Annotated in this window: 18 protein-coding genes; 9 read left to right on the top strand and 9 right to left on the bottom strand. The window is 49.5% G+C overall.

Annotation, left to right across the window (positions count from 1 at the left end):
- Positions 1 to 2: 2 nt before the first annotated feature.
- The 3 genes from LLH06_RS15505 to LLH06_RS15495 form a co-directional block, all read right to left on the bottom strand.
- Positions 3 to 569 carry an L-threonylcarbamoyladenylate synthase gene (locus LLH06_RS15505; protein ID WP_228170201.1) on the bottom strand — a complete coding sequence of 189 codons (567 nt, stop codon included), beginning with the start codon at positions 567 to 569 and terminating at the stop codon, positions 3 to 5.
- Complete coding sequence (locus LLH06_RS15500) at positions 562 to 1686, bottom strand: glycosyltransferase family 4 protein (protein WP_228170200.1); 1125 nt, start codon at positions 1684 to 1686, stop codon at positions 562 to 564. Before LLH06_RS15500 ends, LLH06_RS15505 begins: the two co-directional genes overlap by 8 nt.
- 132 nt (positions 1687 to 1818) lie before the next feature.
- Positions 1819 to 2637, bottom strand: coding sequence for a 2,3,4,5-tetrahydropyridine-2,6-dicarboxylate N-succinyltransferase (locus LLH06_RS15495; RefSeq protein ID WP_228170199.1), 819 nt, complete (start codon positions 2635 to 2637; stop codon positions 1819 to 1821).
- Positions 2638 to 2742: 105 nt separating this feature from the next.
- Here LLH06_RS15495 and LLH06_RS15490 point away from each other — a divergent pair, with 105 nt between their 5' ends.
- Both LLH06_RS15490 and LLH06_RS15485 read left to right on the top strand, forming a co-directional pair.
- Complete coding sequence (locus LLH06_RS15490; RefSeq protein ID WP_228170198.1) at positions 2743 to 3177, top strand: RNA-binding S4 domain-containing protein; 435 nt, start codon at positions 2743 to 2745, stop codon at positions 3175 to 3177.
- Positions 3174 to 3449, top strand: coding sequence for a SelT/SelW/SelH family protein (locus LLH06_RS15485; RefSeq protein ID WP_228170197.1), 276 nt, complete (start codon positions 3174 to 3176; stop codon positions 3447 to 3449). The genes LLH06_RS15490 and LLH06_RS15485 overlap by 4 nt, the downstream gene beginning before the upstream one ends.
- A 75-nt stretch (positions 3450 to 3524) precedes the next feature.
- Here LLH06_RS15485 and LLH06_RS15480 read toward each other — a convergent pair whose 3' ends face one another.
- Together LLH06_RS15480 and LLH06_RS15475 are read right to left on the bottom strand one after the other, a co-directional pair.
- Positions 3525 to 3995, bottom strand: a complete 471-nt coding sequence (locus LLH06_RS15480; RefSeq protein ID WP_228170196.1) for a nucleoside deaminase — start codon at positions 3993 to 3995, stop codon at positions 3525 to 3527.
- A gap of 113 nt (positions 3996 to 4108) precedes the next feature.
- On the bottom strand, positions 4109 to 4717 hold the full coding sequence (locus LLH06_RS15475) for an OmpH family outer membrane protein (protein ID WP_228170195.1): 609 nt from the start codon (positions 4715 to 4717) through the stop codon (positions 4109 to 4111).
- Positions 4718 to 4870: 153 nt separating this feature from the next.
- On the opposite strand from LLH06_RS15475, the gene gyrB reads away from it, so the two are divergent.
- From gyrB to LLH06_RS15445, 6 genes are all read left to right on the top strand, one after another.
- Positions 4871 to 6829 (top strand): DNA topoisomerase (ATP-hydrolyzing) subunit B, encoded by a 1959-nt coding sequence (gene gyrB, locus LLH06_RS15470; RefSeq protein ID WP_228170194.1) that lies wholly within the window; start codon positions 4871 to 4873, stop codon positions 6827 to 6829.
- A 110-nt stretch (positions 6830 to 6939) separates the two neighbouring features.
- Positions 6940 to 7278: a PadR family transcriptional regulator gene (locus LLH06_RS15465; RefSeq protein WP_228170193.1), complete on the top strand. Its 339-nt coding sequence runs from the start codon at positions 6940 to 6942 to the stop codon at positions 7276 to 7278.
- Positions 7275 to 7943 (top strand): hypothetical protein, encoded by a 669-nt coding sequence (locus LLH06_RS15460; protein WP_228170192.1) that lies wholly within the window; start codon positions 7275 to 7277, stop codon positions 7941 to 7943. Before LLH06_RS15465 ends, LLH06_RS15460 begins: the two co-directional genes overlap by 4 nt.
- A gap of 11 nt (positions 7944 to 7954) precedes the next feature.
- Positions 7955 to 8620 carry a hypothetical protein gene (locus tag LLH06_RS15455; RefSeq protein ID WP_228170191.1) on the top strand — a complete coding sequence of 222 codons (666 nt, stop codon included), beginning with the start codon at positions 7955 to 7957 and terminating at the stop codon, positions 8618 to 8620.
- A gap of 159 nt (positions 8621 to 8779) precedes the next feature.
- Positions 8780 to 9484, top strand: coding sequence for a 3'-5' exonuclease (locus LLH06_RS15450; protein ID WP_228170190.1), 705 nt, complete (start codon positions 8780 to 8782; stop codon positions 9482 to 9484).
- The gene (locus LLH06_RS15445) at positions 9481 to 11385 is read left to right on the top strand and encodes a DUF294 nucleotidyltransferase-like domain-containing protein (protein WP_228170189.1); all 1905 of its coding nucleotides are present in this window, start codon (positions 9481 to 9483) and stop codon (positions 11383 to 11385) included. The genes LLH06_RS15450 and LLH06_RS15445 overlap by 4 nt, the downstream gene beginning before the upstream one ends.
- A gap of 250 nt (positions 11386 to 11635) precedes the next feature.
- On the opposite strand, the gene LLH06_RS15440 is transcribed toward LLH06_RS15445, so the two are convergent.
- The 4 genes from LLH06_RS15440 to LLH06_RS15425 all read right to left on the bottom strand — a co-directional run bounded on the left by LLH06_RS15440 (position 11636) and on the right by LLH06_RS15425 (position 19942).
- Positions 11636 to 11866 carry a PLD nuclease N-terminal domain-containing protein gene (locus LLH06_RS15440; protein WP_228170188.1) on the bottom strand — a complete coding sequence of 77 codons (231 nt, stop codon included), beginning with the start codon at positions 11864 to 11866 and terminating at the stop codon, positions 11636 to 11638.
- A 37-nt stretch (positions 11867 to 11903) separates the two neighbouring features.
- A complete protein-coding gene (locus LLH06_RS15435; RefSeq protein WP_228170187.1) occupies positions 11904 to 12335 on the bottom strand; it encodes an aspartyl protease family protein in 432 nt (143 codons plus the stop codon).
- A gap of 169 nt (positions 12336 to 12504) precedes the next feature.
- Positions 12505 to 14766, bottom strand: coding sequence for a translocation and assembly module lipoprotein TamL (gene tamL, locus LLH06_RS15430; RefSeq protein ID WP_228170186.1), 2262 nt, complete (start codon positions 14764 to 14766; stop codon positions 12505 to 12507).
- A 4-nt stretch (positions 14767 to 14770) separates the two neighbouring features.
- Positions 14771 to 19942 carry a translocation/assembly module TamB domain-containing protein gene (locus LLH06_RS15425; protein WP_228170185.1) on the bottom strand — a complete coding sequence of 1724 codons (5172 nt, stop codon included), beginning with the start codon at positions 19940 to 19942 and terminating at the stop codon, positions 14771 to 14773.
- 264 nt (positions 19943 to 20206) lie between these two features.
- On the opposite strand from LLH06_RS15425, the gene dnaE reads away from it, so the two are divergent.
- On the top strand, positions 20207 to 23791 hold the full coding sequence (gene dnaE, locus LLH06_RS15420; protein ID WP_228170184.1) for a DNA polymerase III subunit alpha: 3585 nt from the start codon (positions 20207 to 20209) through the stop codon (positions 23789 to 23791).
- Positions 23792 to 23807 lie beyond the last annotated feature (16 nt).

Here is a 23807-nt window from a genome sequence, read left to right as displayed (position 1 = left end):
AATTATTTACGCAGAAACTCGAACGCCCCATCCGCAGAAAGACGCATGATGGTAGATGGTCGTTTTACGGAGGTGTCGTGCTGGTCCACATCCACCACCAGATCCACTCCTTCAATGATCTCGGGCGCGATCTGTCCAAAGTTCTGTGGGGATGGCTGCCCGCTGATATTGGCCGAAGTTGACACTAACGGCTTACGCATCCGCTGGATGAGTTGCTGGCAAAAAGGGTGCTTGCACACGCGTATGCCTACGCTTTTGTCTTCGGCGATGAGCAGGGGCGAGATATTTTTGGCGCCAGGCATCACCAGCGTAAGCGGATGTTCGGCAAATTCGATCAGGTCATACGCTAACGGTGATACATTTGATATGTAGCTCTCCAACATGTTCTCACTCTCCAGCAATATGATCATGCTTTTTTCCTGAGCGCGCTGCTTGAGTTCATATATCTTCTCGATGGCCGCGGTGTTAGTGGCATCACAGCCTATGCCCCAAATGGTATCGGTAGGGTAAAGGATGATACCGCCGTCGCGGATCACCTCGTATGCTTTCTTTACTTCGTCTCTAAGCATGTTGCAATGTGTTTTGATATACTTGCATGTATTGGGCCGCAAGTACCTCGTCCTTAAAATTCCGGGCATATTCAAAGCCCTGATCGATCATGCGTTGCCTCAGCGCTGTGTCGCGCCAAACGCGGTCGATCTTTTTGGCCAGTTCCTGCTCATTGTCAGGGTCTACATAGATGCTCCCGGCACCGCCGGCCTCTTCCAGGCATGAACCGGTAGCCGCGATCACGGGCACCCCGCTATTAATGGCCTCTAATATAGGTATCCCGAAGCCTTCGTAACGCGATGGATAGATGAATACTGTGCTGAGCTGATACAAGGCAGGCAGGTCATCGAACCCTACCTGGTGCAAAAAGATCACCCGCTTTTGCAGACCATTGGCCTCCACAAAACGCTTCACCTCATCAGCATAAGGCGTAGGCTTGCCCACTACCAACAGCGGCATATTGCATTTGGTGAGCGTTAGGGCCTTTACCAGTAACATCAGGTTTTTACGTTCTTCGATAGTGCCTACTGTGAGCAGGTATCTTTTAGGAAGCTTGTAGGTCTTTTTGATGTGTGCCCGATGCGTTTCGCTTTGGTAAAGGGTGAAAGCCGGGTTGCATCCCTGGTAGATCACCTCGATCTTGTTGGGATCAACGCCCAGCAGTTCGATCAGGTCTTTCCGGGTACGCTGGCTTATGGCTATGATCTTGTCGGCAGCCTTGCAGGCGTAATTTAGCTTGGCCTTGTAGATCAGGCGGTCGATCAGTTTAAAATATTGGGGAAAGCGCAAAAAGATCAGGTCATGCACGGTAAGCACACTTTTGATACCGCTCTTGCGGATGCCCAGGGGCAGTTCATGGCTTAGTCCATGATAAAGCTCAACACCATTCTTTTGCAGATCGGTAACGATGCCTTTAGTACGCCACAAAGGGGAGAACTTGCCTCGCGGTACAAAGGTATAGGCGTTTTTTAACTTTTCCAACTGGCCAGCATGTTCGCCGTTGCCCGTTTTGGGTGTGAAAAGCCCGTATCGGTTATCAGGATAGAACGCGGACATAGCCTTGATGAGCCACCGGCTGTAATTACCCAACCCGGTGTTGTTCAAAAAAGCACGTTTGGCGTCGTACCCGATGTTCATTTTTTTTAGTTGGTCGTTGTTGATCGGTGCTAAAATGTCAATGCGAGGAATGAAGCCTCAGCGTGCAGGCGTTGCTGCCATACACCGTTCAGAGTTTGCTTCGTTCCTCGCAATGACGAGAGTGGTATGTAACTAAACCGCCACGTTATGGTCTCTCAAGGCATCGTTCAGTGAGGTCTTGAGGTCGGTCGATTCTTTACGTTTGCCGATGATCAGGGCACAAGGTACCTGGTATTCGCCGGCAGGGAACTTTTTGGTGTATGAACCAGGGATCACTACCGAACGGGCAGGTACACGGCCTTTATATTCGATAGGGGAGTCGCCGCTAACATCAATGATCTTGGTAGATGCCGTCAGTACTACATTGGCGCCAAGCACGGCCTCGCGCTCTACGTGTACACCTTCCACAACAATGGCGCGTGAGCCGATGAAGCAGTTGTCTTCAATGATCACCGGAGAGGCTTGAACCGGCTCCAATACGCCGCCAATGCCCACACCGCCGCTCAGGTGGCAATGCTTACCGATCTGTGCGCATGAACCTACAGTGGCCCAGGTATCTACCATGGTGCCTTCGTCAACATAAGCACCGATATTCACGTACGATGGCATCATGATCACGCCTTTGGCCAAATGAGCGCCATAGCGGGCTATAGCATGAGGCACCACGCGTACACCGTTCTTTTTATAGTCGGTCTTGAGTTTCATTTTATCGTGGAACACGAACGGACCTGCTTTGATCTCCTCCATCTCGCGGATAGGGAAGTACAGGATCACCGCTTTTTTGATCCACTCATTCACGTGCCAGCGGTTGGTGATAAGCTCGGCCACGCGAAGCTCGCCTTTATCCAGACGTTCGATAACGGTCTCGATAGCGTCAATATATTCGTTAAGGTTAAGCAATCCCCGGTCTTCCCAGGCATCTTCGATCATTTGTTTTAATGTAGGTGGCATCGTTCAATCTTTTCGCAAATAAAGGGATTTTTAGGCATATTTGATAAAGGGGATGTTCATTACCACCTGTTGGTGCTTATGGGGCATTCCTTGTAACTTTGCATCATGCCTGAGAAAGAGAAACTGAGAATAGATAAATACCTTTGGAGCATACGCCTGTTCAAGACCCGCACACTGGCCACCGAGGCTTGCAAGGCAGGGCGCGTGAAGCTTAACGGACAAAATATAAAGGCCTCGCATGAGGTAAAGATCGGCGAGACCTATAATGTGGCCAAGGGCCCCGAGCGTAAGATCATCACCGTTACCGGCTTGTTGGAGAACAGAGTAGACGCCAAGACAGCGGTCAATTACTACTCTGACCTGACGCCGAACGATCAGACACCCGGCTTTAAAAGCATGTTCCATGCACCGGTATTGCGCCGTGACAGGGGCACCGGTCGACCAACCAAGCGTGAACGACGCGAGATCGATGACCTGCAAGATAATTACTTTACGCCCGATTCACCGGCAGGTGGCAGCGATGAAGGGGAAACCAAATGAAGCCGACCGTAACCATCGAGTACTGCCCCAAATGCGGTTGGATGTTGCGTGCGGCCTACATGGCTCAGGAGATATTGACCACTTTTAGCAACGAGGTGCATGGCGTGCTTTTGCAGCCAAGTGAAACGAGTGGCAGCTATGTGATTAGCATCGATGGCAATGTGGTCTTCGACCGCAGATCGGCAGGCCGCTTCCCCGAGATCAAAGAGCTTAAGCAGTTGGTACGCGATGTGGTAGCTCCTGATAAAAGCCTGGGCCATTCAGATAGGTAATTTGTAGATATGCAGATGTGCGAATGTGCAGATGGTTCCATCATTTGCATATCTGCACATCAGATCATATGCACATCAATAATGAGTCTTCCCTTCATGCGCTTCCCAAGCCCTGAACGCACCCAGCGCTTCGTCGCGCAGTAACTCTACCATGGGTAACTTGCGGTCTTGCTTAGGGCGGTCAAGTTCTTCGTAAATGAACTGGTCATCAAAGCCTATGGCGGCGGCATCGGCCTTGTTGTTGCCGTAATAGATCTTCTCGATACGGGCCCAGTAAATGGCGCCTAAGCACATGGGGCAGGGCTCGCAACTGGTGTAGATCACGCAGCCTTCCAGGCTAAAATTATTCAATTTCTGGCATGCTAACCGGATGGCCGATACTTCGGCGTGTGCGGTTGGGTCATTAGTAGGCACTACTTTGTTCCCGCTTGCACCAACGATCTGGCCATCTTTCACGACCACGGCTCCAAATGGACCGCCAAGCCCTTCGGCTACATTGTTTTCGGCCAATTCAATGGCCAGGCGCATATATTGTTCGTGGGTCATAAAGCTCTTTACTTATAATCAGCATCAAAAAATAATGCCCTTTGCATAATTACAAAGGGCATTAAATGTTTTATTAAGTTCCCTCCCTCCTGGGGAGGGTTAGGGTGGGGCTATTATTTCTTGTCCTTAGCGTAAGCTTCGTTCAGTTTTTTAACTACGTCTTGAGTAATGTCCAGGCTGGCATCACCGTAAAGGATACCGCTGTTGCCTTTTTGATAGGTCATTACCATTTTATAGCCTTTTTCTTTAGCATATACCTTCAAAAAGTCGGCTACCTTTTCGTATAATTTAGCTTGCTCACCGGCTTGCTCTTGTTGGACCTGAGCGCCAGCGTTTTGCTGATAAGCTTGTAATTCTTGTTGTTTACGGGCTAAGCGTTGCTCAGTGGCCTGACGCTGATCGGCAGCCATAGTAGCAGCACCTTTTTGGTATTCGGCCACTTCACGCTGAAAAGCCTGACCCTTGCTTTGTAGCTCGGCTTGTGCAGCTTTGCCTTTTTTCTCCAAACGGTCGGCCATATCTTTAAAGTAATCGTATTTGTTCAGTAAAGTATCTGAGTTAACGAACACGATGTCAGTTGCTTTCAGGTTATTGGCAGTGCTTGATGTGGCGGCCGGTGCGGCAGCTTTATCGTCGGTCTTGGTCTGGTTGCAGGCTGCCAGGCTTCCTGCCAGCATTAAGCTTAAAGTGATTTTCGATATGATCGAAGCCGGGGTTCTCATCGTAACTTTGTTTTAAAAAATTTCACAAATATATGATTTCACCCTAACTATCCTAAAGTTTTTGCTTGGCCGTTGAAAGCCTCTATAATTATCAACATTGAGGAGTTGTGCTCAAAATTCAGTATATTTGTAGGTCGTATTTAACCTTAAATAATGAGCGAAAAAGATCAGAATAAGTCAAATTATTCGGCAGATAATATCCAGGTACTTGAAGGCCTGGAAGCAGTTCGAAAAAGACCCTCCATGTACATTGGCGATACCGGGGTAAAAGGTTTACACCACCTGGTATACGAAGTTGTCGATAACTCTATCGATGAGGCATTGGCCGGTTACTGTACCGATATCAAAGTGATCATTCATGAAGGTAACTCCATCACCGTTGAGGATAATGGCCGGGGTATACCAACAGGTATCAATACTAAAGAAAATAAATCAGCGCTTGAGATCGTAATGACCGTTTTGCACGCCGGCGGTAAGTTCGATAAGGACACTTACAAGGTGTCGGGCGGTCTGCATGGTGTGGGTATATCCTGCGTTAATGCTTTATCGACCCACGTAAAGACCGTTGTGCACCGCGAGGGTAAGATATTTACCCAGGAGTACGAGCGTGGTAAACCAATGTTCGACGTTAAGACCATTGGCGAATCGGACCGTACCGGTACCATTCAATGGTTCCAGCCCGATCCCGAGATCTTTACCACTACACTCGAGTACAAATATGATACCCTTGCGGCACGTTTGCGTGAGCTGGCGTTTCTGAACAAAGGTATTCGCTTGAGTCTGACAGACGAGCGTGTACAGGAAGATGACGGAACCTTCCTTACAGAAGAGTTCTTTTCTGAAGGTGGCTTGAAGGAATTCGTTAAGTTCCTGGATGGCACCCGTCAGCCGATCATCCCGGAGCCGATCTATGTTGAGGGCACCAAGCAAGGTGTACCGGTAGAACTGGCCTTGCAATACAATGATACCTATAGTGAGAACGTTCACTCGTACGTAAATAACATCAACACCATTGAAGGTGGTACCCACGTGGCCGGTTTCCGTATGGGTTTGACCCGTACGCTTAAAGCTTACGCTGAGAAAGAAGGTTTGTTAAAGAACCTTAAAGTTGATATTGCCGGTGATGACTTCCGTGAGGGTTTGACCGCCATTATATCAGTAAAGGTAGCTGAGCCCCAATTTGAGGGACAGACCAAGACCAAGCTGGGTAACAGCGAGGTGAGTGGTGCCGTGAACGTGGCCGTTGCCGAGATATTGGGCATGTACCTGGAAGAGAACCCTAAAGAGGCCCGCATGATCATCAGCAAGGTGGTTTTAGCGGCCACTGCCCGTGCTGCTGCCCGTAAGGCCCGCGAAATGGTGCAGCGCAAGAGCGTGATGGGTGGTTCAGGTTTGCCGGGTAAACTGGCCGACTGTGCCAACAGCGATCCGGCAGCTTGCGAGATATTCCTGGTCGAAGGTGACTCGGCGGGTGGTACGGCCAAGCAAGGTCGTGCCCGCGATTTTCAAGCTATTTTGCCTTTGCGTGGTAAGATCCTGAACGTAGAGAAGGCCATGGAGCACAAGATCTACGAGAACGAGGAGATCAAGAACATGTTCACGGCCTTAGGTGTGAGCATTGGTACCCCGGAGGATGACAAGGCATTGAACCTGACCAAACTTCGCTACCACAAGATCGTGATCATGACGGATGCAGACGTGGATGGTTCGCACATCACCACGTTGATCCTGACCTTCTTTTATCGCTATATGCGTGCACTGGTCGAGATGGGACACGTTTACATCGCATCGCCGCCGTTATACATGGTCAAAAAAGGTAAAGAGTTCGAATACTGCTGGAATGACGAACAGCGCAATGCCGCCGTACAACGCTTAAAAGGAGCCGGTAAAGAGGATAGCGTACACATACAACGTTACAAAGGTTTGGGTGAAATGAATGATACCCAGCTTTGGGAAACCACAATGAATCCTGCAACCCGTACCTTGCGCCAAGCCACTATCGAGAGTGCTGCTGACTGCGACCACACCTTCTCGATGCTGATGGGTGATGAGGTAGCTCCGCGCCGCGAATTCATTGAAAAGAACGCCAAGTACGCTCGTATAGACGCGTAACTTGATCAATTTGATATTTTAAGCCCTGTTCGTTCGAACAGGGCTTTTTTATTGGGAAAATGAATACATAGTTTTCTTATGTATATAAATAAATTATACATTTGCTTCAAATGAGCACTAACCCATTACTAAAAGGTACACTGCAGACCATCATTCTCAAATTGCTGGAAGATAACGAGCAGATGTATGGCTATGAGATCACTCAACGAGTTAAGGAACTAACCGACGGTGAGATGAAGTTGACCGAGGGCGCACTCTATCCGGCCTTGCACAAATTAGAGGCCGATGGTATGCTTGAGACCTTTAATCAGGTAGTGGATAACCGCGTACGCAAGTATTACCGACTTACCGAGCAAGGCGGACAAGAGGTTGGTAATAAATTGCAGGAAGCAGAAGCTTTCATTGAACAATTACAGGCACTACTGAATATTAAACCTAACCTATCATGAAATTGACCCACGAACAAGTGCTTGCTGTGAGAGGTGCCTTGTGGCCCGAAGTAAAATACCGCGAGACAATAGCCGAAGTGTATGACCACGTGCTTACTGCCTTAGAGGAGCGTCCTGATGACGGCAAGCCGTTAATGACCGTGGTCGATGAGATAATAGCTAATGACCTTGGTGGATGGAAGGGCATAAAAGAACACGAAAAAGATCGTTTTAAAATGACCACCCGGCAGGTGATACGCCAGTATATGCAGATGCTGCTGTCGTTCCTTTATACGCCGTATAGCGCGTTGATATTGGTGGTCACGCTGGTCATATATGGTTGGCCAACTTCTTTTGCGGCAGGTGGCTTGCTGGCATTCTCAGTAGTGCTGGGTTTGATACCTATGATCATGGCTATTTATCGTATGCTGGCCAACCTTTTTGTTCCTGATACCAAAAAACCATCCATAACCGATCTGGCCATATTCAGGATAGGTTTGTGTAGCTTTTACGCGATCAGGGGTATTGAATGGGCTGCCAAGTTGCTGTGCGGAACCAAAAGTTACAAGATGCTTGCTCAGACCCATGTTTGGGTCGCGGTATTCCTGATATCATTGTACCTGGTTCAGGGCATCAGCTTTTTGATGATGTATCGTAAGCATTATCGCATTAGTTTAGCTAAATAACAACCACTTCCATGCAATTGACGACCGCTCAGCAGGACAATATTCGTGAAGTGTTGTGGTATCACACTAAGTATCGCGAAACGTTCAACGAGGTGTACGATCACATCCTGACCAGTATCGAGCATCAGCCTGATCACGATATGGCTCCTCATCAAATGGCCAAAATCATCATTGATAGCGAGTTCGGTGGGTGGGATGGCCTTAAGGAACTGGAGAAGCAACGCGAACGCGATCTGCGGACGAGTTTATGGAAAAGCCTTTGGGCTGAGTTCCGGAGATATTTCAAATTGCCTCTGTTGGTCTTTACCTTGTTGCTATCAGGTTGTGCCTTCTTCGCGACCGCACAGGTAGATAGGGGCGTCACCTTCTTCATTATGCTATTTGCCGTCTTGGTCCCCATGGGTTTCAGTTCGAGGTTCATCTCTTTCAGTACGTGGAGCAAAAAGTACAAGGCCTCCGTGAAAGACCGTGCGGCTCAAAAGATCGGCTCGCTGGGTATCACCATTAACAATTTGCTGATCATTCTACCTGGTATGCTTACCGATGGACATTACCGGTTGATCTTTCAGGCTCACGCTGCCTTGGTGACCGCTTTGTTGGTGGTCTATGTGGTCTATGGATTCAGCGCGGTCAAAGTATTCCAAAACAACCTCAAGAAAGAGGCTTGGGCATCATAGCCGTCATGGTATTTACCGCTTACAACGCATCACTAAAAATTTAACGGTCGCTTAAAAGCAAATTTGCTGCAGAATTGTATTTAAGTAGTATTTTGCAACACCATTGACCGGCACTCGCTTCGTGAAGCTACAGCTGGTCAACCCCTAATCGCTTAAATTGTGACCGACCACCTACTGTTCATCGATACCGAATCGTCGGGCTTGCCCGTCAACTGGCATGAGCCATATTCTGCTGAGGGTAACTGGCCGTCGGCGGTACAAGTGAGTTGGATCATTTACAGCAAGGATGGGCAGGAAGTGAAACGGGAGGACCACTACATCCGCAACACCGATTTTACGATCAGTCCGGCCGCTATGGCCATCCATGGTATCAATCCTGGTTTGCTGGCGGTAAAAGGGCGTGAGCGTAAAGGCATCATGCAACTGTTGGAGAATGACCTTGAACAGTATCAGCCCATGGTAGTGGGACATTTCTTACAACTTGATTACCACATCATTGGTGCCGATATGTACCGGGCGGGCATCCAAAGCCGGTTAGCAAAGCTGCCCATATTTTGTACCATGATAGCCACCAGCCAACTGGTATGGAACCCGATGCCACGTAATTTGCTTTTGGGCGACCTGTATTCCTATCTGTTTTATAAACCCTTGAATGATCAGCATAACGCCTTGTGCGATGCCGAGGCTACGGCGAAATGCTTCTTTGAACTCAAGCAGCGCGGCGAGATCAATGACAAACTGATCGAGCGCCAGCAAAAGGATGCCGGTATCAAAGAATTGAAGCCGCGGTCGGGCAAGCTGTTCGCCATGCTGTTGCCGCTGATCATCGCAATGTTGTTGGTCTTTTTGTCACGTCATTTATGAATGAGCGCGTAAAATATCTTCAGCGATTCGAACCGTTCAACCTGCTGCCCCTGGAAGTGCTGGAAGGCGTTGCCGAGCAGTTACAGGAGATACGCTACCCTAAAGACAAGGTGATATACCAGCAGGAAGTATCCAAACTAAAGGGTGTAGATATCATTGTAAAGGGCGAATACGAGTCCTTTTTTTATGATAGCGTGCAAACCAAGCGCCTTGTTGAGCATCATCAGCCTGGCTTTTGCTTTGGCGGCGTGTCGGTATTACTCAACAGGCGGTTATCATTACGTACGGTGATCGCCAAAAAAGGTACGCTGGTCTACTTTCTACATCGTAAGGATTTCAGGGCGCTTTGTAAAGCTTATGAGGATTTCTTTCTGTACTTCACTGCCGAGTTCGGCAGGCGCATGCAGAACGAAGAATTCGTGCATTTTTTTAAGCAGCCGCCAGCATTTGAAGAGAGCTACCTGGCCGCCGATCAGCTGTACTCGCGCAAGATCGAGAGTGTGGAATACCGGCCCATAGCACACTGTACCGAAGATACACCCATATATGAGGTGGCCCGGCAAATGGCCGTGAACAAGGTAAGTTGCCTGTTCATTACCGATGCTACAGGGAACATCAACGGTTATGTGACCGATATCACCTTGCGTGATAAAGTGATCGCCCAGCAGCGCAACAGTGCCGACCCGGTAAGCACCGTGACCGATAACCCGATCATGAGCATTGATGTGGAAGCCTATGTTTATGAGGCCATCCTCATGATGTTCAGCACTAAAACGCGATACCTGCTGGTAAAGCGCAATGAAGAATACGTAGGCTTTTTGAGCCGTAATAAACTGCTGAGCGAACAGGCCCAATCGCCGCTGGTATTTATCCAGTCGGTACGGTCGGCGGTGAGCGAGGAGGAATTGAAGCGCAAGTGGGACTCGGTGCCGCATTTTGTGAACCAGCTGCTCGAACGCGGTGTTAATGCGCAGATAGCCAACCAGGTAGTGACCACCATTGCTGATACGATCGCTCAAAAGGTGATCCAGGGCGTAATGGATGAAATGGGACCTGCCCCGGCACGTTTCGTGTTCATGGTGCTGGGCAGCGAGGGCCGCAAGGAGCAGACCTTCAAGACCGACCAGGACAACGCCATCATTTACGAGGATAAAGCCAACGAGCACCGCGAAGAGGCTAGAGCTTACTTTCTTGAATTCGCTACCCGGATATCAGACAGGTTAAATACGGCCGGCTTTGCCTATTGTACGGGCGGTTTCATGGCTAAAAATCCTAAGTGGACGCACTCCTTATCGCACTGGAAACGCAATTACCTGAGCTGGATAGCCGAATCATTGCCCGAAACGGTGATCAACTTCTCTACCTTCTTCGATTGCCGGTTCGTGTTCGGTGATGCCACCATCATGGATGATCTGAAGCAGTTCCTGAACAAGGAGTTGCAAAAGCCGGTAGATAAGCTGTTCCACAACATGGCGGTGAACGCGCTGCAATATGAACCACCGCTCACGTTCTTCAACAGCATACGTACCTTTACCAAGGGCCACCGCGAGGTTTTTGATATCAAGAAGGCCATGACACCGATCGTTGATCTGGTGCGCGTATATGCGCTTAAACACCGCGTATTTGAGGTGAATACCGGCGAACGGATGAAGGCACTACGCAAGCTGGATGTGTTCACCGAAACGGCTTACCATGAGTTGTACCAGTCGTACTACTTTTTAATGAGCATGCGCTTAAAAAAACAGGCCACGCAGATCCTGAACGACAAGACCGCGCCCGATAATTACATCGATATTTCATCGCTCACTAAGATCGAGCGCGTTACTTTGAAGGAGATATTCAAGGTGATCAGTAACTTTCAAAGTAAGATCAAGATCGATTTTACCAACAGCCTGCTCTAACGCGGTGATCAGCATTTTCATAAAATTTGATCGGCTTACAACCTGTAGTGCTACTGGGCCAGCTTTAGGCCATCTTGCAGGTGTTACATTTCACCGTTCAAGTGTTACATTTGGTGTTACATTTCCGGAAAACGTGGCTTTTTCTTGAAAAAGTTGGGTTTTTGCGAATTTCGCAACGCCAAAAAGTGGGGAGATTTGGGGAATTCTGTTACATCGATGTAACACTTATAAGCGATCGTAACGCTGAGTTTTAAGCGACCAATTCCCGGTCGCGGCCGATCATCAGGTAGGCTATCGAACCTACAAATGGCGCGAATACGATCACCAATATCCACAGCAATTTAGTGGCTGACCATTTTACCCTCGAACGGATGATATCCACAAGGCAGTAAATGACCGTTAGCGGATACAATACCAGGGCCAGTACCAACAGCACTACCACTCCGTCACTTAAATTCAAGAATAATAGTTGGTCCATCATGGTAGCGTGTATGTTTTGATGATGCAATATAGCCAACTTACTTTGCATCTGCACTAAGTATCAACCGTTGTTTTCCGTAGTCGATCACTGCATTGTATCTCACCAATATATCACCTCCCAGAACGCCCAGCACCTGCGGATGCTCCAATTGGGCATAGGCCTGGTTAATGGTGGATAGGTCGAGCACGGCAACCTCAAAGCCTGGCAGTTTCAATTTTCCGATCTTGAATGCGGGCAGCACCGCCGTGAATGATTCCATACTGAGCGTGCCCAAGCCCGCCGATAGGTGATGAGTGGACCGGATATCGATCTTTTTGTGGGTGCGCAGCACCGCAAGGTCAAAGACCGTTTTGGATGCACCGGTGTCCAACACCAGCGGGTAGCGCTTGCGCCCCACCATCACCTCGATGAGCACGTGGTAACCATCGCCCTTCATATCGATCACTTGCAGCGGTATCTTGATCTTCATAGCAGGGGGTAAAGATAGTCACTGCACTCAATTCTCCAGGGTCATGCTGAACTTGTTTCAGCATCTCACACGTTGGGCCACCCGGTATACACTACAGGCGTACGGTCCTGTGGGATGCCGAAACAAGTTCGGCATGACGGTAGATCGATCACACGTTGATATTAACTCATTAGAACGGATAACCGATGGCCAGGTTGAACACCATCTTGTCGTAGTTGATGAGCGGATTGCTTTGGGTGAACGGCTTTTTAAGCGGGAAACCAAAGTCGGTACGCAGCACCAGCACGCTGGCGTCAAAGCGCAGGCCGAAGCCGGCATCCACCGCCATCTGGCTTAAAAAGTTGGGGCCAAAGGTGCCGCCGGGCTGGTGACCACGGGCATTCCAAATGTTACCCGCATCGGCAAATAGAGCACCGTACACGATGCTGAATAAGTGCGGACGGTATTCTAAACTGGCCTCAATCTTGATATCGCCCGATTGATCGGCAATAAAGCTGTTGTTGTTATTGATGTACTGGGTAGGATCCACCGAACCCGGACCGATCGAACGTGCCCTGAAGCCTCTCAAACTGTTAGCACCGCCAATAAAGAACTGCTGGCTGTAAGGCAGTATGGTGCTGTTGCCCATCGGTATACCGGCACTGGCTATGGCCCTTGCCGCAATGGTACTTTTAGCGCCCACACGGTGGAAGAAACGGATCTCGTTCTCCAGCTTAACATACTGATTAAAGTGCGTACCGAACACACTGCGTGCCTTACCATTCAAGGTATCGGCACCGGTGATCAAACCGGTCAGGAAGCCCGATGTACTTGCACGACCGTTGTAATAGAACGTATTGGTGCGGTAAGTTTCGGTAGTGTTGGTATAGGTGTAGCTATAGCTTGGACCAAAGGTGAACTGCGGATCGATCACGTGTTTCAGCGCTGGGTTACGGGTGCTGGTGATACTGTCAAGGTACTGCTGTGTAACGCTTGATGGACGTACGTAAGTAACGTTAAGCAGGTTCAACTCGTGCTGTTTATGCTGGCTTTGTTTCCATTGGTAGCCAAATGATCCGTTGTAAGAGTCGAGGCTGTACAGGCCGCTACGGCGAATGATCGAGTACCCGGCCGATAGGTTGGTGCGGGGAATGTAAGCATTGTCTGCCGAAAAGTTGAACGGACTGATGAACCTTGGCCATGATAAGGTACCCTGCAAACCGATCTGGAACAGGGCATTGTTACCACCGGCGTTGCCCGATATCTGTCCGTCGGTGCTTGCAAAGGCGGTGATGGTCAGCAGCTCGGCACCTTTAAAGGCATTGCGATGGCGCCAGTTCAGGTTCAACTGTGTACCATTAAAGTTGGCCGAAGTGGTACGTACCAAGGCATCCAGTGAAAGCGATTTACGCGGATACTGCGTAAGGAAGTAAAAGGCGTTCAGCTTTGATGAGTCGGCGGTAGAAACGTCCTCAAAACGGTTCTTCACGAATTTATATGGGCCAAGCTCCACAAAGCGGTTCAGGGAGTTGGTATGGTCGGTGCGGTTATAAGCTTCGCCAGGGTGCAGCAATACCACGTTCTTGAACACATAAGGGCGTATGGTTTGGCGACGGCGATCGATCACTTTATACCAGTTGTAGCTAGTGGCCGAGTCAAGCTTAAGCGCGGTATCACGCAGCGTGTAAGCCGGGTAAACATATATCTTGTTAATGGTATAGATCTGCCTTGCACGGTCGCTTACATCATCCTTTACCTTCATGTTGGCATCGATCTGGTGGCCTGCAATGGTGGTATCATACGCGCTAAAGATCAAATTCTCGGGGGCGAAGTAGTAGAAGCCTTTCTCCTTTAAACGGGCGTCTATACGCAGGCGTTCGGCCTTAATGGCGTCCAGGTTATACTGCTCACCTTTCTTCAATATCGTTTCGCCTTCGGTGGCTTTGATGGCACGGCTCAGCGAGTCGGTACCTGCCGGGAAATTGATATTGCGATACTTGTAAGCCGGGCCTGCGCTTACTTTATAAACGGCCTTGGCTACCTTTTCTTTACCTACGGTGTCGCCTGTAACCTGGGCCTGAAAATAGCCACGGTTCTCCAGGCGGTTCTTTAAAATGTTAGCGTTCTGCACCAGGTCAACACTGCTGGCCAGTACCGGCGGCTCACCAAACTTTTTAAGTAGCTTTTTCAGTCCTTTCTTGCTGTCCTTGGTCTTTTGATAGATGTATAGCTTAAAGCGGAACGGCCCCAGTTTGCTGTTGGGTTCAGGGCGTAAAAGGCCAGTAAGGTCCTCGGTGAGTAAGCTTTTCTCTTTTTTGCTCAGGTCTTTGTCAGTAAAATCGATCTCGGCACCGGTGTATAATTTTTGTCCGGGCGGTAGGTCTTTAGTGGTGCTGCAAGCGCTCAGCACCACTAACATAGTAAGTAGGATATATGCAGATCTTTGGGTCATGGGATCAGTTAAAAGTGGTCACGGTATCGGTTGCTCCTTTGGCCTTTTTAGGGTCGTCGCCAGGTTGTACCTCATATTGTTTTTGCTGGTCTTCGGCTTTCTTTTCCCGCTCTTCGCGCTTGCGCTGGCGTAGTAGCCTGCGCTCTTCAGGAGTATTCTTCGAGAATATCTCTTTAAAGCGGTTATAGTCAACGTTCACAGAGAAGCCAACGCCCGTCTCGATCACCTGGCCCTGTATCACGATGTATTGGTCGCGGCGGTAAGCACGCAGGGCGTAACGGCCGTCCTTGGTCAAGCGGTAATTGATCGCCACGTTACCCGCAATGGTGCTGGCCCGCTGGCCCGGTTGCTGTTTACCCTCCAACTGGAAGTTATTGCCCACGGTGACCGTTAAACGATCATTCAGGAACCGTTTGGATAGCCCCACGTTAAGATCGGTTCGGTTCTGTTCGGTACCGGAAGAGTAGTCCTGGCCCGATTGCAGGTCAAAGTTCAGGTCAACACCGCCGATCAGGTCGCCCGCCAGTTTGTTCAACTGGTTCGAGAGCAGGCTGCTCACACTGTTACGCACCAAACCTTCGGCACCGGCGCTACCGCCCTGACTTTGCAGTGGGTTGTCGCCAATAAAGTGGCCCAGTACCAGTACGCCAAGCACCTGCTTGTTCATCTCATTAGGGTCGCGGCGTATCTGCTCCAAACGGGTATCTACGGCATTTGTAACATCGGTACCTACCGAGTAATTGCTGTCAGGCAATATGATGTCAAAGCTGATCTTCGGCGTCATCAGCTTATCCTTCATATTCAGGTTCACGTTGAAAGGTAGCTTTTGTTTATAGATCGTCTTCTGCGCGTCGGAGCCGCCTAACTGATCGGCTACCAGGTCAATAGGAGGAACGTTGGCTACGTAAATGGCCGTCAGGTCAACATTGGCATCGGTAGGGTCGCCGTTCCAAACAATGGTACTGCCGGGCTTAAATTTGAATAATTTACTCACCGGACCGTATGACAATTGATAAGAGCCCTGTGCCACAGTGTAAGTACCGGTTAGGCTGATCTTGCCGCTCGGATCGATACCGCCGTTCAGTTGTGCCTCGCCGCGTATGTGTACCACATCGCCATTGCGTGGGTCGATCACGATGTTGAAGTTAGCCTCCTTAGCTACGTTAATGGTAGCGTTCACATCCAAACCGGTCACTTCCGATTTACGTAACGAGTCGAGTTGCTTAGCCAGCAGGATGGAGTCTAACGGGATGGCGTTCTTATCAATAAATTCTACTACGCCTTTACGATCCTCAATGCTTGGGTCGGTGCTCGGCAGCACAAAGGTCATGTCGGTTTGCGGATCAACGGTCAGGTTGGCATCCACCACCGGCTTTTTCATATCGCCACGTATGCGTATGCGCGTATCAATGAACAGCTTGCCATAGAACAGCTTATTGTCGGCCTGAGTAGAGTTGACCGCCCTGAAATTGTTGGCGTTAATGTCGATACCGAAGCGGAAATCAGTATAGGTCTTGGTATATATCGCACCTGATACCACGGCCTTGTTGCCGGTACTATCGATCAGGCTAAAGTCGTTAAAACGCACGCCCTCGTTATTAAAGGTGATGCTCTCGTTAGGCATGGTGAAGTACGAGTTCAGCATCGATACGTTGAAGCCCACTTTATTAAAACGGATATCGCCCCTTACTGCCGGTGCTGATGTGGTTCCGGTGATCTTGAGCTGACCGGTGATATTACCCGTAGCCCTGCGTATGCTGCCAAAGCTGAAACCTTCGATGCTCTTCATGTTAAGCGTCACGATGTTCAGGTTCAGGTCCATACGGCCCTGTGGGGCATCGGTATAGTACATGCCGTTCAACGTTACCTGATTACCTTTGCCGGTAATGTCAACATTGGCCGCGTAAGCGTTAGCCGTTTGGTTATTCACTTTGATGGCAATATTGCCTACGGTGTCGCCCTTAAAGCTAAAGTCACCCACGTTCATATCGGCCACGAACACCGGTGAGGTTTGCAGGTTGCTTAAGGTGGCGCCGCCGTTAATGGTACCGCCTACCAGTAATGAGTCTTGCTGAGCCAAACGGGTCAGGGTCTCGATGTGGAAATTGGTGAACTTGACATCAAGCGGTGCGTTGGCTTGTGGCGGGTTGCTGTTGATGCTCAACACCTGGTTGCTGTTGGTGATCGAAAAATCGCGCGCCAGGATACCTTTGTTACCGTATTGGAACGAGTTATTAGGATTGACCGCCCACTTCATATAATCAAGCAACAGGCCATCCTGAGCAAAGCTGAACTGGTAGGCGCTTGGTATCACACTGAAGATACCGGCAATTCGATAGCGCTCTTTCTTAGCAGCATCGCGCACCTGCAGGCTCACGTTCAATTTATCGTTCTGTGCGTTACCCGATACGCTTGGATATAGTAGTTTCAAGCTCTCGCCGACCTTGATCTGGTCGAAGGTAAGCGCATAGTTGAGCGCGTTGTTGTTGGTATTGATGTTGATCTTACCGTTATCAACGATGTTGGTACCGTAAATGATCTTAGGCATCGTGCCGTTCACCAATAACTGGCCGCTCTGGCTATCAAAGTTACCATTGATCAGCACTGGGTCTAACTGTTTAAGATCAGGCACGAACTGGTCGAACAGCTTGGTCTTTACGATCTTGAGCTGGAAGTTCAGTTGTTGAGGCGAGTACGGCGCACTTTTCACCGGTTTGGCCGTACGTGCAGGGGCCGCGGCCAATGCCATGTTAAAGTACTTGTTGATGTTATCCTGCAAGGCGGTACCGATCTCGGTCAGTTTGTATTTGCCACCCAAGTGGGCGTACAGGAACGGCGTTCGTAATAACAGGCTGCTGCTATCGCTATTGGCGGTAGCCTTCAGGCTAACGGTATCAATGGCTATCGGCGTGCCTTTGTTGATCACGCGTAGCTCGGTCAGCAATACGGTACCGTTCAGGTGGTCAGGGTCGGCAGTAGGCAGATCGGCCACCAACTTACCATGGAAACGCATATCATCCTTTACAAAATGAAGCTTTTGCAGGTTGATGCTGTCCACCATCATGGTAGCTTTAACCGATGGATATTTTTGGTTCATGTTGGCCTTGGCATCCAGGCTAAAGTGGATGTTCGGGTCTTTCATGGTGGCGTTGGCCACGTAGCTGCCGTTTCGGGCGCTGCCTTTAGCCACCAGGTTACGATAGGTATAGCCTTTGATCTGTGCGCTTACCACGTTAGCGGCAAATTGTACGTTCAGGTGTTTAGGGTCGGCACCGGCACCTTTAACGTTGGCGGTCAGGGTGAGGCGGCCTACCGTTTGTGGCTGCTTGGTGATGGCACCTGCGTTCAGGTTGTTCACCTTTACATTGGCCGAGTACGCGATACGCTTCATGTCGGTAGCGTTCTTCACGTTGGCGGTGGCATCCATACTGCCCAGGCTGGTGCGCAGGGCCAGTTGGGTGCTCAGGTTCTTCATGGTTCCTTTAAGCTTACCTTTTAAGCTCAGGTATTCAGGGATATTGATACTGTTAGGGATGGTGCCTTTAGGCGCCAGGCGATAGATGTCGCGGCGGCTGGTGGTCAGGTCGGCCAGGTCCACATCAAAGTAGGCCTTGTTCACGTCAGGTAAGCCTTTCAAGCGGGCAGAGGTCTTGATGTGCGTATTGCTCAAACCGGTCACCTCAAAATTAGGGATGTTGAGGTTGTCCACACGGCCGATCACTCGTCCGTTCACCATAAATACGGCGTTAGGTGTACTGCGGAACGGTTCCATGCTGGCCATGGTAGGCATCAGGATCAATATATCACGGAGGCCAATGCGGGTGCCATCTAAGTTGGCATTGATGCTCAGTTTGCTGATATCTTTACTGATCGCCCCGATAGAAGGGTAGGCCACCTCTACGTTACGCTGGATAACGGTAGATGGGGTCTCCACATAAAGGTCCTTCAAATATGCATTCTTGGCGCCATACATGAAATCAGTACGGAACTGGTTGAGCTTGAAGCCGCTCTTGTCGCTGAACGCGAACTGCTTCACCTTACCCGAAATGGTATCAGGACTGTATGACAGGTCCTCGATCTCGGTATTGAGTCCTTTTATAAAAACGTGACCAGGGTCGAGTCCGCGTCGTTGCGGTGCCAGGGCATTATTATCGAACTTGATATCGTTATTAGCTAAGCTGATCTTGCCAATAGTGGCCCGCCATGGCATGTTGCTTTGCGGCGGTGTCACCAGCGTATCCAATTTTTTCACGCCTTTCTCTACCGCTTTGGCCACCGATTGTGGTTTGGCAAGGGTAAGCCCGGCACGGGTATCGTTGAGGGTGATGCTTTTTACACCCACACGTTGGTGCTGCAGGTCGATCTTATCCATCTCTACCAATAGCTGGCCCAGGTCCATGCTGGTGCTCATCTCGTTGGTGCGGTAATCTACCTTGATCTTCGAAAGGTCGATGGTACCCAGATCCAGTTTTAAATTGATGGGCTTGGTGGCGGTATCGATAGCGTTGGTTTGCGCAATGCTCGAACCGGCCGGCGTTTGAATGATGCGTGCGTTAACGTTGCTCAGGTTGATCTTGGGTATGGCAAAACGCATACTATCCAGATCAAAGGTCTTGATGCGGGTATCAAAATGCCCCAGCAGGAACTTGATATCGTTGCCGGTGGTCACATCCTTATAAGCGATGTTGATCTTATCGAGGATGATCTTATCCAGTGATATCTTGAGCGTAGAGGTAGTATCCTGCGGTTTTGGCTCTTTCTTGTTCTCGCTGGCAAAGGCCTTGATTATGTAGTCGAAGTTGAAGGTACTGTCGGCGCCGCGGCTAACCTTGGCGGTGATGCCTTGCAGGTTGATCTCATTCACTTCTACCTGGCTTTTCAGCAATTTCATCATGCTGATGTCCACCTTCAATTTTTCGCCGGCGATCAGGGTATCTTTTTTCTGATCCTCGAAGTATACGTTCTCCAGCACCAGCATTTTCGGGAACCCGATGGTGATATGGCCTATCTCCACCTTGGTGTGGATCTTGCCTTCCAAAAAGTTAACGGCTTTGTTCTTGGCAAATTGCTGCACTGCCGGTACCTGTATCAATATAACGACCAGCAGTAGCAGGAATATGACACTTGCAATGATCCATAAAATAGTCTTTAGAGCTATACGTCCAAATTTTCCCAATTTATTTGTGTTTGTAAGATGAGACGGATGATGTGACCTTTGTAATACAAATAGCCTTCGGATCTTGTTTTAACCTATCAGAAGTAACATTTCTGATAGGCATCGGCCTTGCGTTACTCCTACGAAAGATAACGATGGTCGTTCTATTCCAACTTCGAAGGCTATCTGCATAGTGTGTCACAAGTTATCAACAGGACCGAATAGCCATCATATTTTGGTAGATTTGTATCACGCCCCCGTGTTTAGGGCCGTAATGATACTGCTATGCCTGATTTCTCTCATTTACACGTACATACTCAATTTTCTCTGCTCGACGGCGCCGCCGATATATCCAAGCTTTACAAAAAAGCTGCTGCGGATGGCATGAAGGCGTTGGCCATTACCGACCATGGTAACATGTTCGGGGTGTTCAAATTCGTGGCCGAGGCGGGGAAACATAACGTGAAGCCTATCGTGGGTTGTGAGTTCTACGTGGTAGAGGACAGGCACAAAAAGCAGTTCACCAAAGAGAAGAAGGATGTACGCCATCACCAATTGTTCCTGGCTAAAAATGCCGAGGGGTATAAGAACCTGATCAAGCTGTGTTCACTTGGCTACATGGAAGGGCTGTACAGCAAATGGCCTCGTATAGATAAGGAACTTATCCTTAAATACCATAAAGGACTGATCGCTACCACGTGCTGTATAGGTGCGTCGGTGCCGCAGGCCATCCTCAAAAAAGGAGAGGATGAGGCCGAGCAGGAGTTCAAATGGTGGCTTGACCTTTTTGGTGAGGATTATTACATCGAATTACAGCGCCATGCCATCCCCGAGCAGGAGATCATTAACAATACCCTGCTTAAATACGCCAAAAAGCACCAGGTCAAGATCATTTGCTCTAACGATTCGCATTACGTGGATCAGCAGGATGCCAACGCGCACGATATTTTGTTGTGTGTGAACACGGGCGATATGCAGAGCACGCCCATCGCGACGGATGAGGAGGGTGGTAAGGGCTATCGTTTCGGGTTCCCCAACGATCAGTTCTATTTCAAAACGCAGGCCGAGATGGGCAAGCTGTTCCATGATCTGCCCGAATCGTTAGATAATACCAACGAGATCGTTGATAAGGTAGAGGTGCTGAAGTTGAAGCGTGACATCATGCTGCCCAACTTCCCGATACCGCCCGAGTTCCAGATACACCAGGGTGCCGAGGCCGATGTGCTGAACCAGTGGGAATACCTCAAGCACCTGACCTTTACCGGCGCGCGCGAACGTTACCAGGAGATCACACCGGATGTAGAGGAGCGGATCAACTTTGAGCTGTTCACCATCAAGACCATGGGTTTTGCGGGTTACTTCCTCATCGTGGCCGACTTTATTAAGGAGGGGCGTAACATGGGCGTGTTCATCGGCCCCGGCCGTGGATCGGCCGCAGGATCGGCAGTGGCCTATTGTATAGGTATCACTAATATAGACCCGATCAAGTATAACCTCCTGTTCGAACGTTTTCTGAACCCCGATCGTAAGTCGATGCCCGATATCGATACCGACTTTGACGACGCCGGTCGTCAGCGTGTGATCGATTACGTGGTAGATAAATACGGCAAGAACCAGGTGGCGCAGATCATTACTTATGGTTCCATGGCTGCCCGTACCAGTATACAGGACGTAGGTCGTGTACTGGATATGCCACTGAGCGATGTGAACGCCATGAAAAAGCTGGTGCCCGATACATTGGGCATCAACCTGAAACAGGCCATTGAGCAGGTTCCGGAACTGAAAGCCATTAAAGAAGGTAATGACCTCAAAGCAACGGTACTCCGCGAGGCCGAAAAGCTGGAAGGGTCGGTACGCAATACCGGTGTACACGCTGCGGGTATCATTATCGCACCCGACGACCTGACCAACATCGTGCCTGTGGCCACGGCCAAGGACTCTGATCTGTTGGTGACCCAGTATGATGGTCGCGTGATCGAGGATGCCGGCGTTATCAAGATGGACTTTTTGGGTTTAAAGACCCTCACCATCATCAAAGATGCGCTGCGCCTGATCAAGCAGAACCACGGCCGCGAGATCGACATAGATTATATACCGCTAGATGACCAAAAGACCTACGAACTTTACCAGCGGGGAGATACCAATGGTACGTTCCAATTTGAAAGTGACGGTATGCAAATGTACCTGCGCGATCTTAAGCCCGATAGGTTCGAGGATCTTATCGCCATGAACGCCTTGTACCGCCCGGGCCCGATCGAGTATATACCCAGCTTTATTAAACGTAAACATGGTTTAGAGCCGGTATCGTTCGACCTGGACGACATGGAAGAATACCTGGGCGAGACCTATGGTATCACCGTGTACCAGGAGCAGGTGATGCTTTTATCGCAAAAACTGGCAGGCTTTAGTAAGGGCGATGCCGACGTTTTGCGTAAGGCCATGGGTAAAAAGCAGATCGAGGTACTGAACAAAATGGAGGCCCAGTTCATGGACGGTGCCTTAGCCAAAGGTCACCCTAAAGATAAGCTGGCCAAGGTTTGGACCGACTGGAAAGCCTTCGCGCAATATGCGTTCAATAAATCGCACTCTACCTGTTATGCCTTCGTTGCCTATCAAACGGCCTACCTGAAAGCACATTACCCTGCCGAGTACATGGCGGCGGTACTGAATAACCAGAACAGTATCGATAAGATCTCCTTCTTTATGGAAGAGACCAGGCGCATGGGTATCCCCGTGCTGGGTCCTGACGTGAATGAGTCGGACATGGCCTTTTCCGTTAACCTGAAAGGTGAGGTGCGTTTCGGCTTGACCGGTGTGAAAGGGGTGGGCGAAAAGGCCATCGAAAGTATCATTGAAGAGCGGTTAGAGCGTGGCCCTTACACCTCGATATTTGATTTTGCCCAGCGTAGCAATACCCGTAACGTTAATAAAAAGGCGTACGAGAACCTTATTTACAGCGGTGCGTTCGATAGCTTTGGCTTGAACCGGGCCCAATTCTTTGCCAAGACGGAGAATGGGATACTGACCGGGGTAGAAAGGCTGATTAAATACTCCAACGATTATCAAAATACGCAAAGCAGTTCGCAATCGTCATTGTTCGGTGGTACGGTAGAGGCTTACATACCCGAACCGGCCATGCCCGAAAGTGAGGAATGGCCGCTGATCGAGAAACTAAAATACGAGAAGGATGTGATCGGTATCTATTTGACCGGTCACCCGCTGGACAATTATAAGTTCGAGCTTGAGAAGTTTTGCCAGAATAAGGTATCAGATCTTAAGATCCTGGTGGCCATGCGCAACGGCGAGGCTCCACCCGAAACGATGGAGCGTTTTGCACAACTCAAACGCCAGGGTGAATTGAGCATTGGCGGACTGATGGCCAGTGTGCAGCACAAAATGACCAAAACCGGTAAACCCTTCGGCACCTTCGTGATCGAGGATTATTTTGACAGCTACGAATTCGCTTTGTTCGGTGATGATTACATCAAGTTCCGCAACCTGCTGGGCGATGGATACTTTATCCAGATCAAAGGCACGGTAGAGGAAAAGTACCGCCAAAAAGATAACTGGGATCTCAGGCTGTCGGCCATTAACCTGTTATCAGAGATGCGCGATAAGATGACCAAATCGCTCACGGTATGTATGCACCTGCACAACATCAACGAGCAATTTGTTGACGAACTGGAGCGACTGATATCGGTCAACAATCAAAAATACGACGTCAAGAACTGTGCTTTACGGGTGATGATCAAAGATGGCGAAGAGAACCTGTTCATCGATCTGCCCTCAAAGACATGTCGCATTAACCCCAGCGACGACTTTTTGGCCGGCGTTTATGGGCTGACCAATGTGCAGCCGGTATTGAAGTAGAACGGGAGCTATATAT

Origin of the sequence: Mucilaginibacter daejeonensis (assembly GCF_020783335.1) — a bacterium.
Taxonomy (GTDB): domain Bacteria; phylum Bacteroidota; class Bacteroidia; order Sphingobacteriales; family Sphingobacteriaceae; genus Mucilaginibacter; species Mucilaginibacter daejeonensis.
This window is presented reverse-complemented; position numbering and strand designations above follow the sequence as displayed.

Excerpts from the sequence above, each read along its gene's own strand:
- LLH06_RS15505 (WP_228170201.1), bottom strand. The coding sequence starts at position 569 with ATGCTTAGAGACGAAGTAAAGAAAGCATACGAGGTGATCCGCGACGGC.
- LLH06_RS15500 (WP_228170200.1), bottom strand. The coding sequence starts at position 1,686 with ATGAACATCGGGTACGACGCCAAACGTGCTTTTTTGAACAACACCGGG.
- LLH06_RS15495 (WP_228170199.1), bottom strand. The coding sequence starts at position 2,637 with ATGCCACCTACATTAAAACAAATGATCGAAGATGCCTGGGAAGACCGG.
- LLH06_RS15490 (WP_228170198.1), top strand. The coding sequence starts at position 2,743 with ATGCCTGAGAAAGAGAAACTGAGAATAGATAAATACCTTTGGAGCATA.
- LLH06_RS15485 (WP_228170197.1), top strand. The coding sequence starts at position 3,174 with ATGAAGCCGACCGTAACCATCGAGTACTGCCCCAAATGCGGTTGGATG.
- LLH06_RS15480 (WP_228170196.1), bottom strand. The coding sequence starts at position 3,995 with ATGACCCACGAACAATATATGCGCCTGGCCATTGAATTGGCCGAAAAC.
- LLH06_RS15475 (WP_228170195.1), bottom strand. The coding sequence starts at position 4,717 with ATGAGAACCCCGGCTTCGATCATATCGAAAATCACTTTAAGCTTAATG.
- gyrB (WP_228170194.1), top strand. The coding sequence starts at position 4,871 with ATGAGCGAAAAAGATCAGAATAAGTCAAATTATTCGGCAGATAATATC.
- LLH06_RS15465 (WP_228170193.1), top strand. The coding sequence starts at position 6,940 with ATGAGCACTAACCCATTACTAAAAGGTACACTGCAGACCATCATTCTC.
- LLH06_RS15460 (WP_228170192.1), top strand. The coding sequence starts at position 7,275 with ATGAAATTGACCCACGAACAAGTGCTTGCTGTGAGAGGTGCCTTGTGG.
- LLH06_RS15455 (WP_228170191.1), top strand. The coding sequence starts at position 7,955 with ATGCAATTGACGACCGCTCAGCAGGACAATATTCGTGAAGTGTTGTGG.
- LLH06_RS15445 (WP_228170189.1), top strand. The coding sequence starts at position 9,481 with ATGAATGAGCGCGTAAAATATCTTCAGCGATTCGAACCGTTCAACCTG.
- LLH06_RS15440 (WP_228170188.1), bottom strand. The coding sequence starts at position 11,866 with ATGATGGACCAACTATTATTCTTGAATTTAAGTGACGGAGTGGTAGTG.
- LLH06_RS15435 (WP_228170187.1), bottom strand. The coding sequence starts at position 12,335 with ATGAAGATCAAGATACCGCTGCAAGTGATCGATATGAAGGGCGATGGT.
- tamL (WP_228170186.1), bottom strand. The coding sequence starts at position 14,766 with ATGACCCAAAGATCTGCATATATCCTACTTACTATGTTAGTGGTGCTG.
- dnaE (WP_228170184.1), top strand. The coding sequence starts at position 20,207 with ATGCCTGATTTCTCTCATTTACACGTACATACTCAATTTTCTCTGCTC.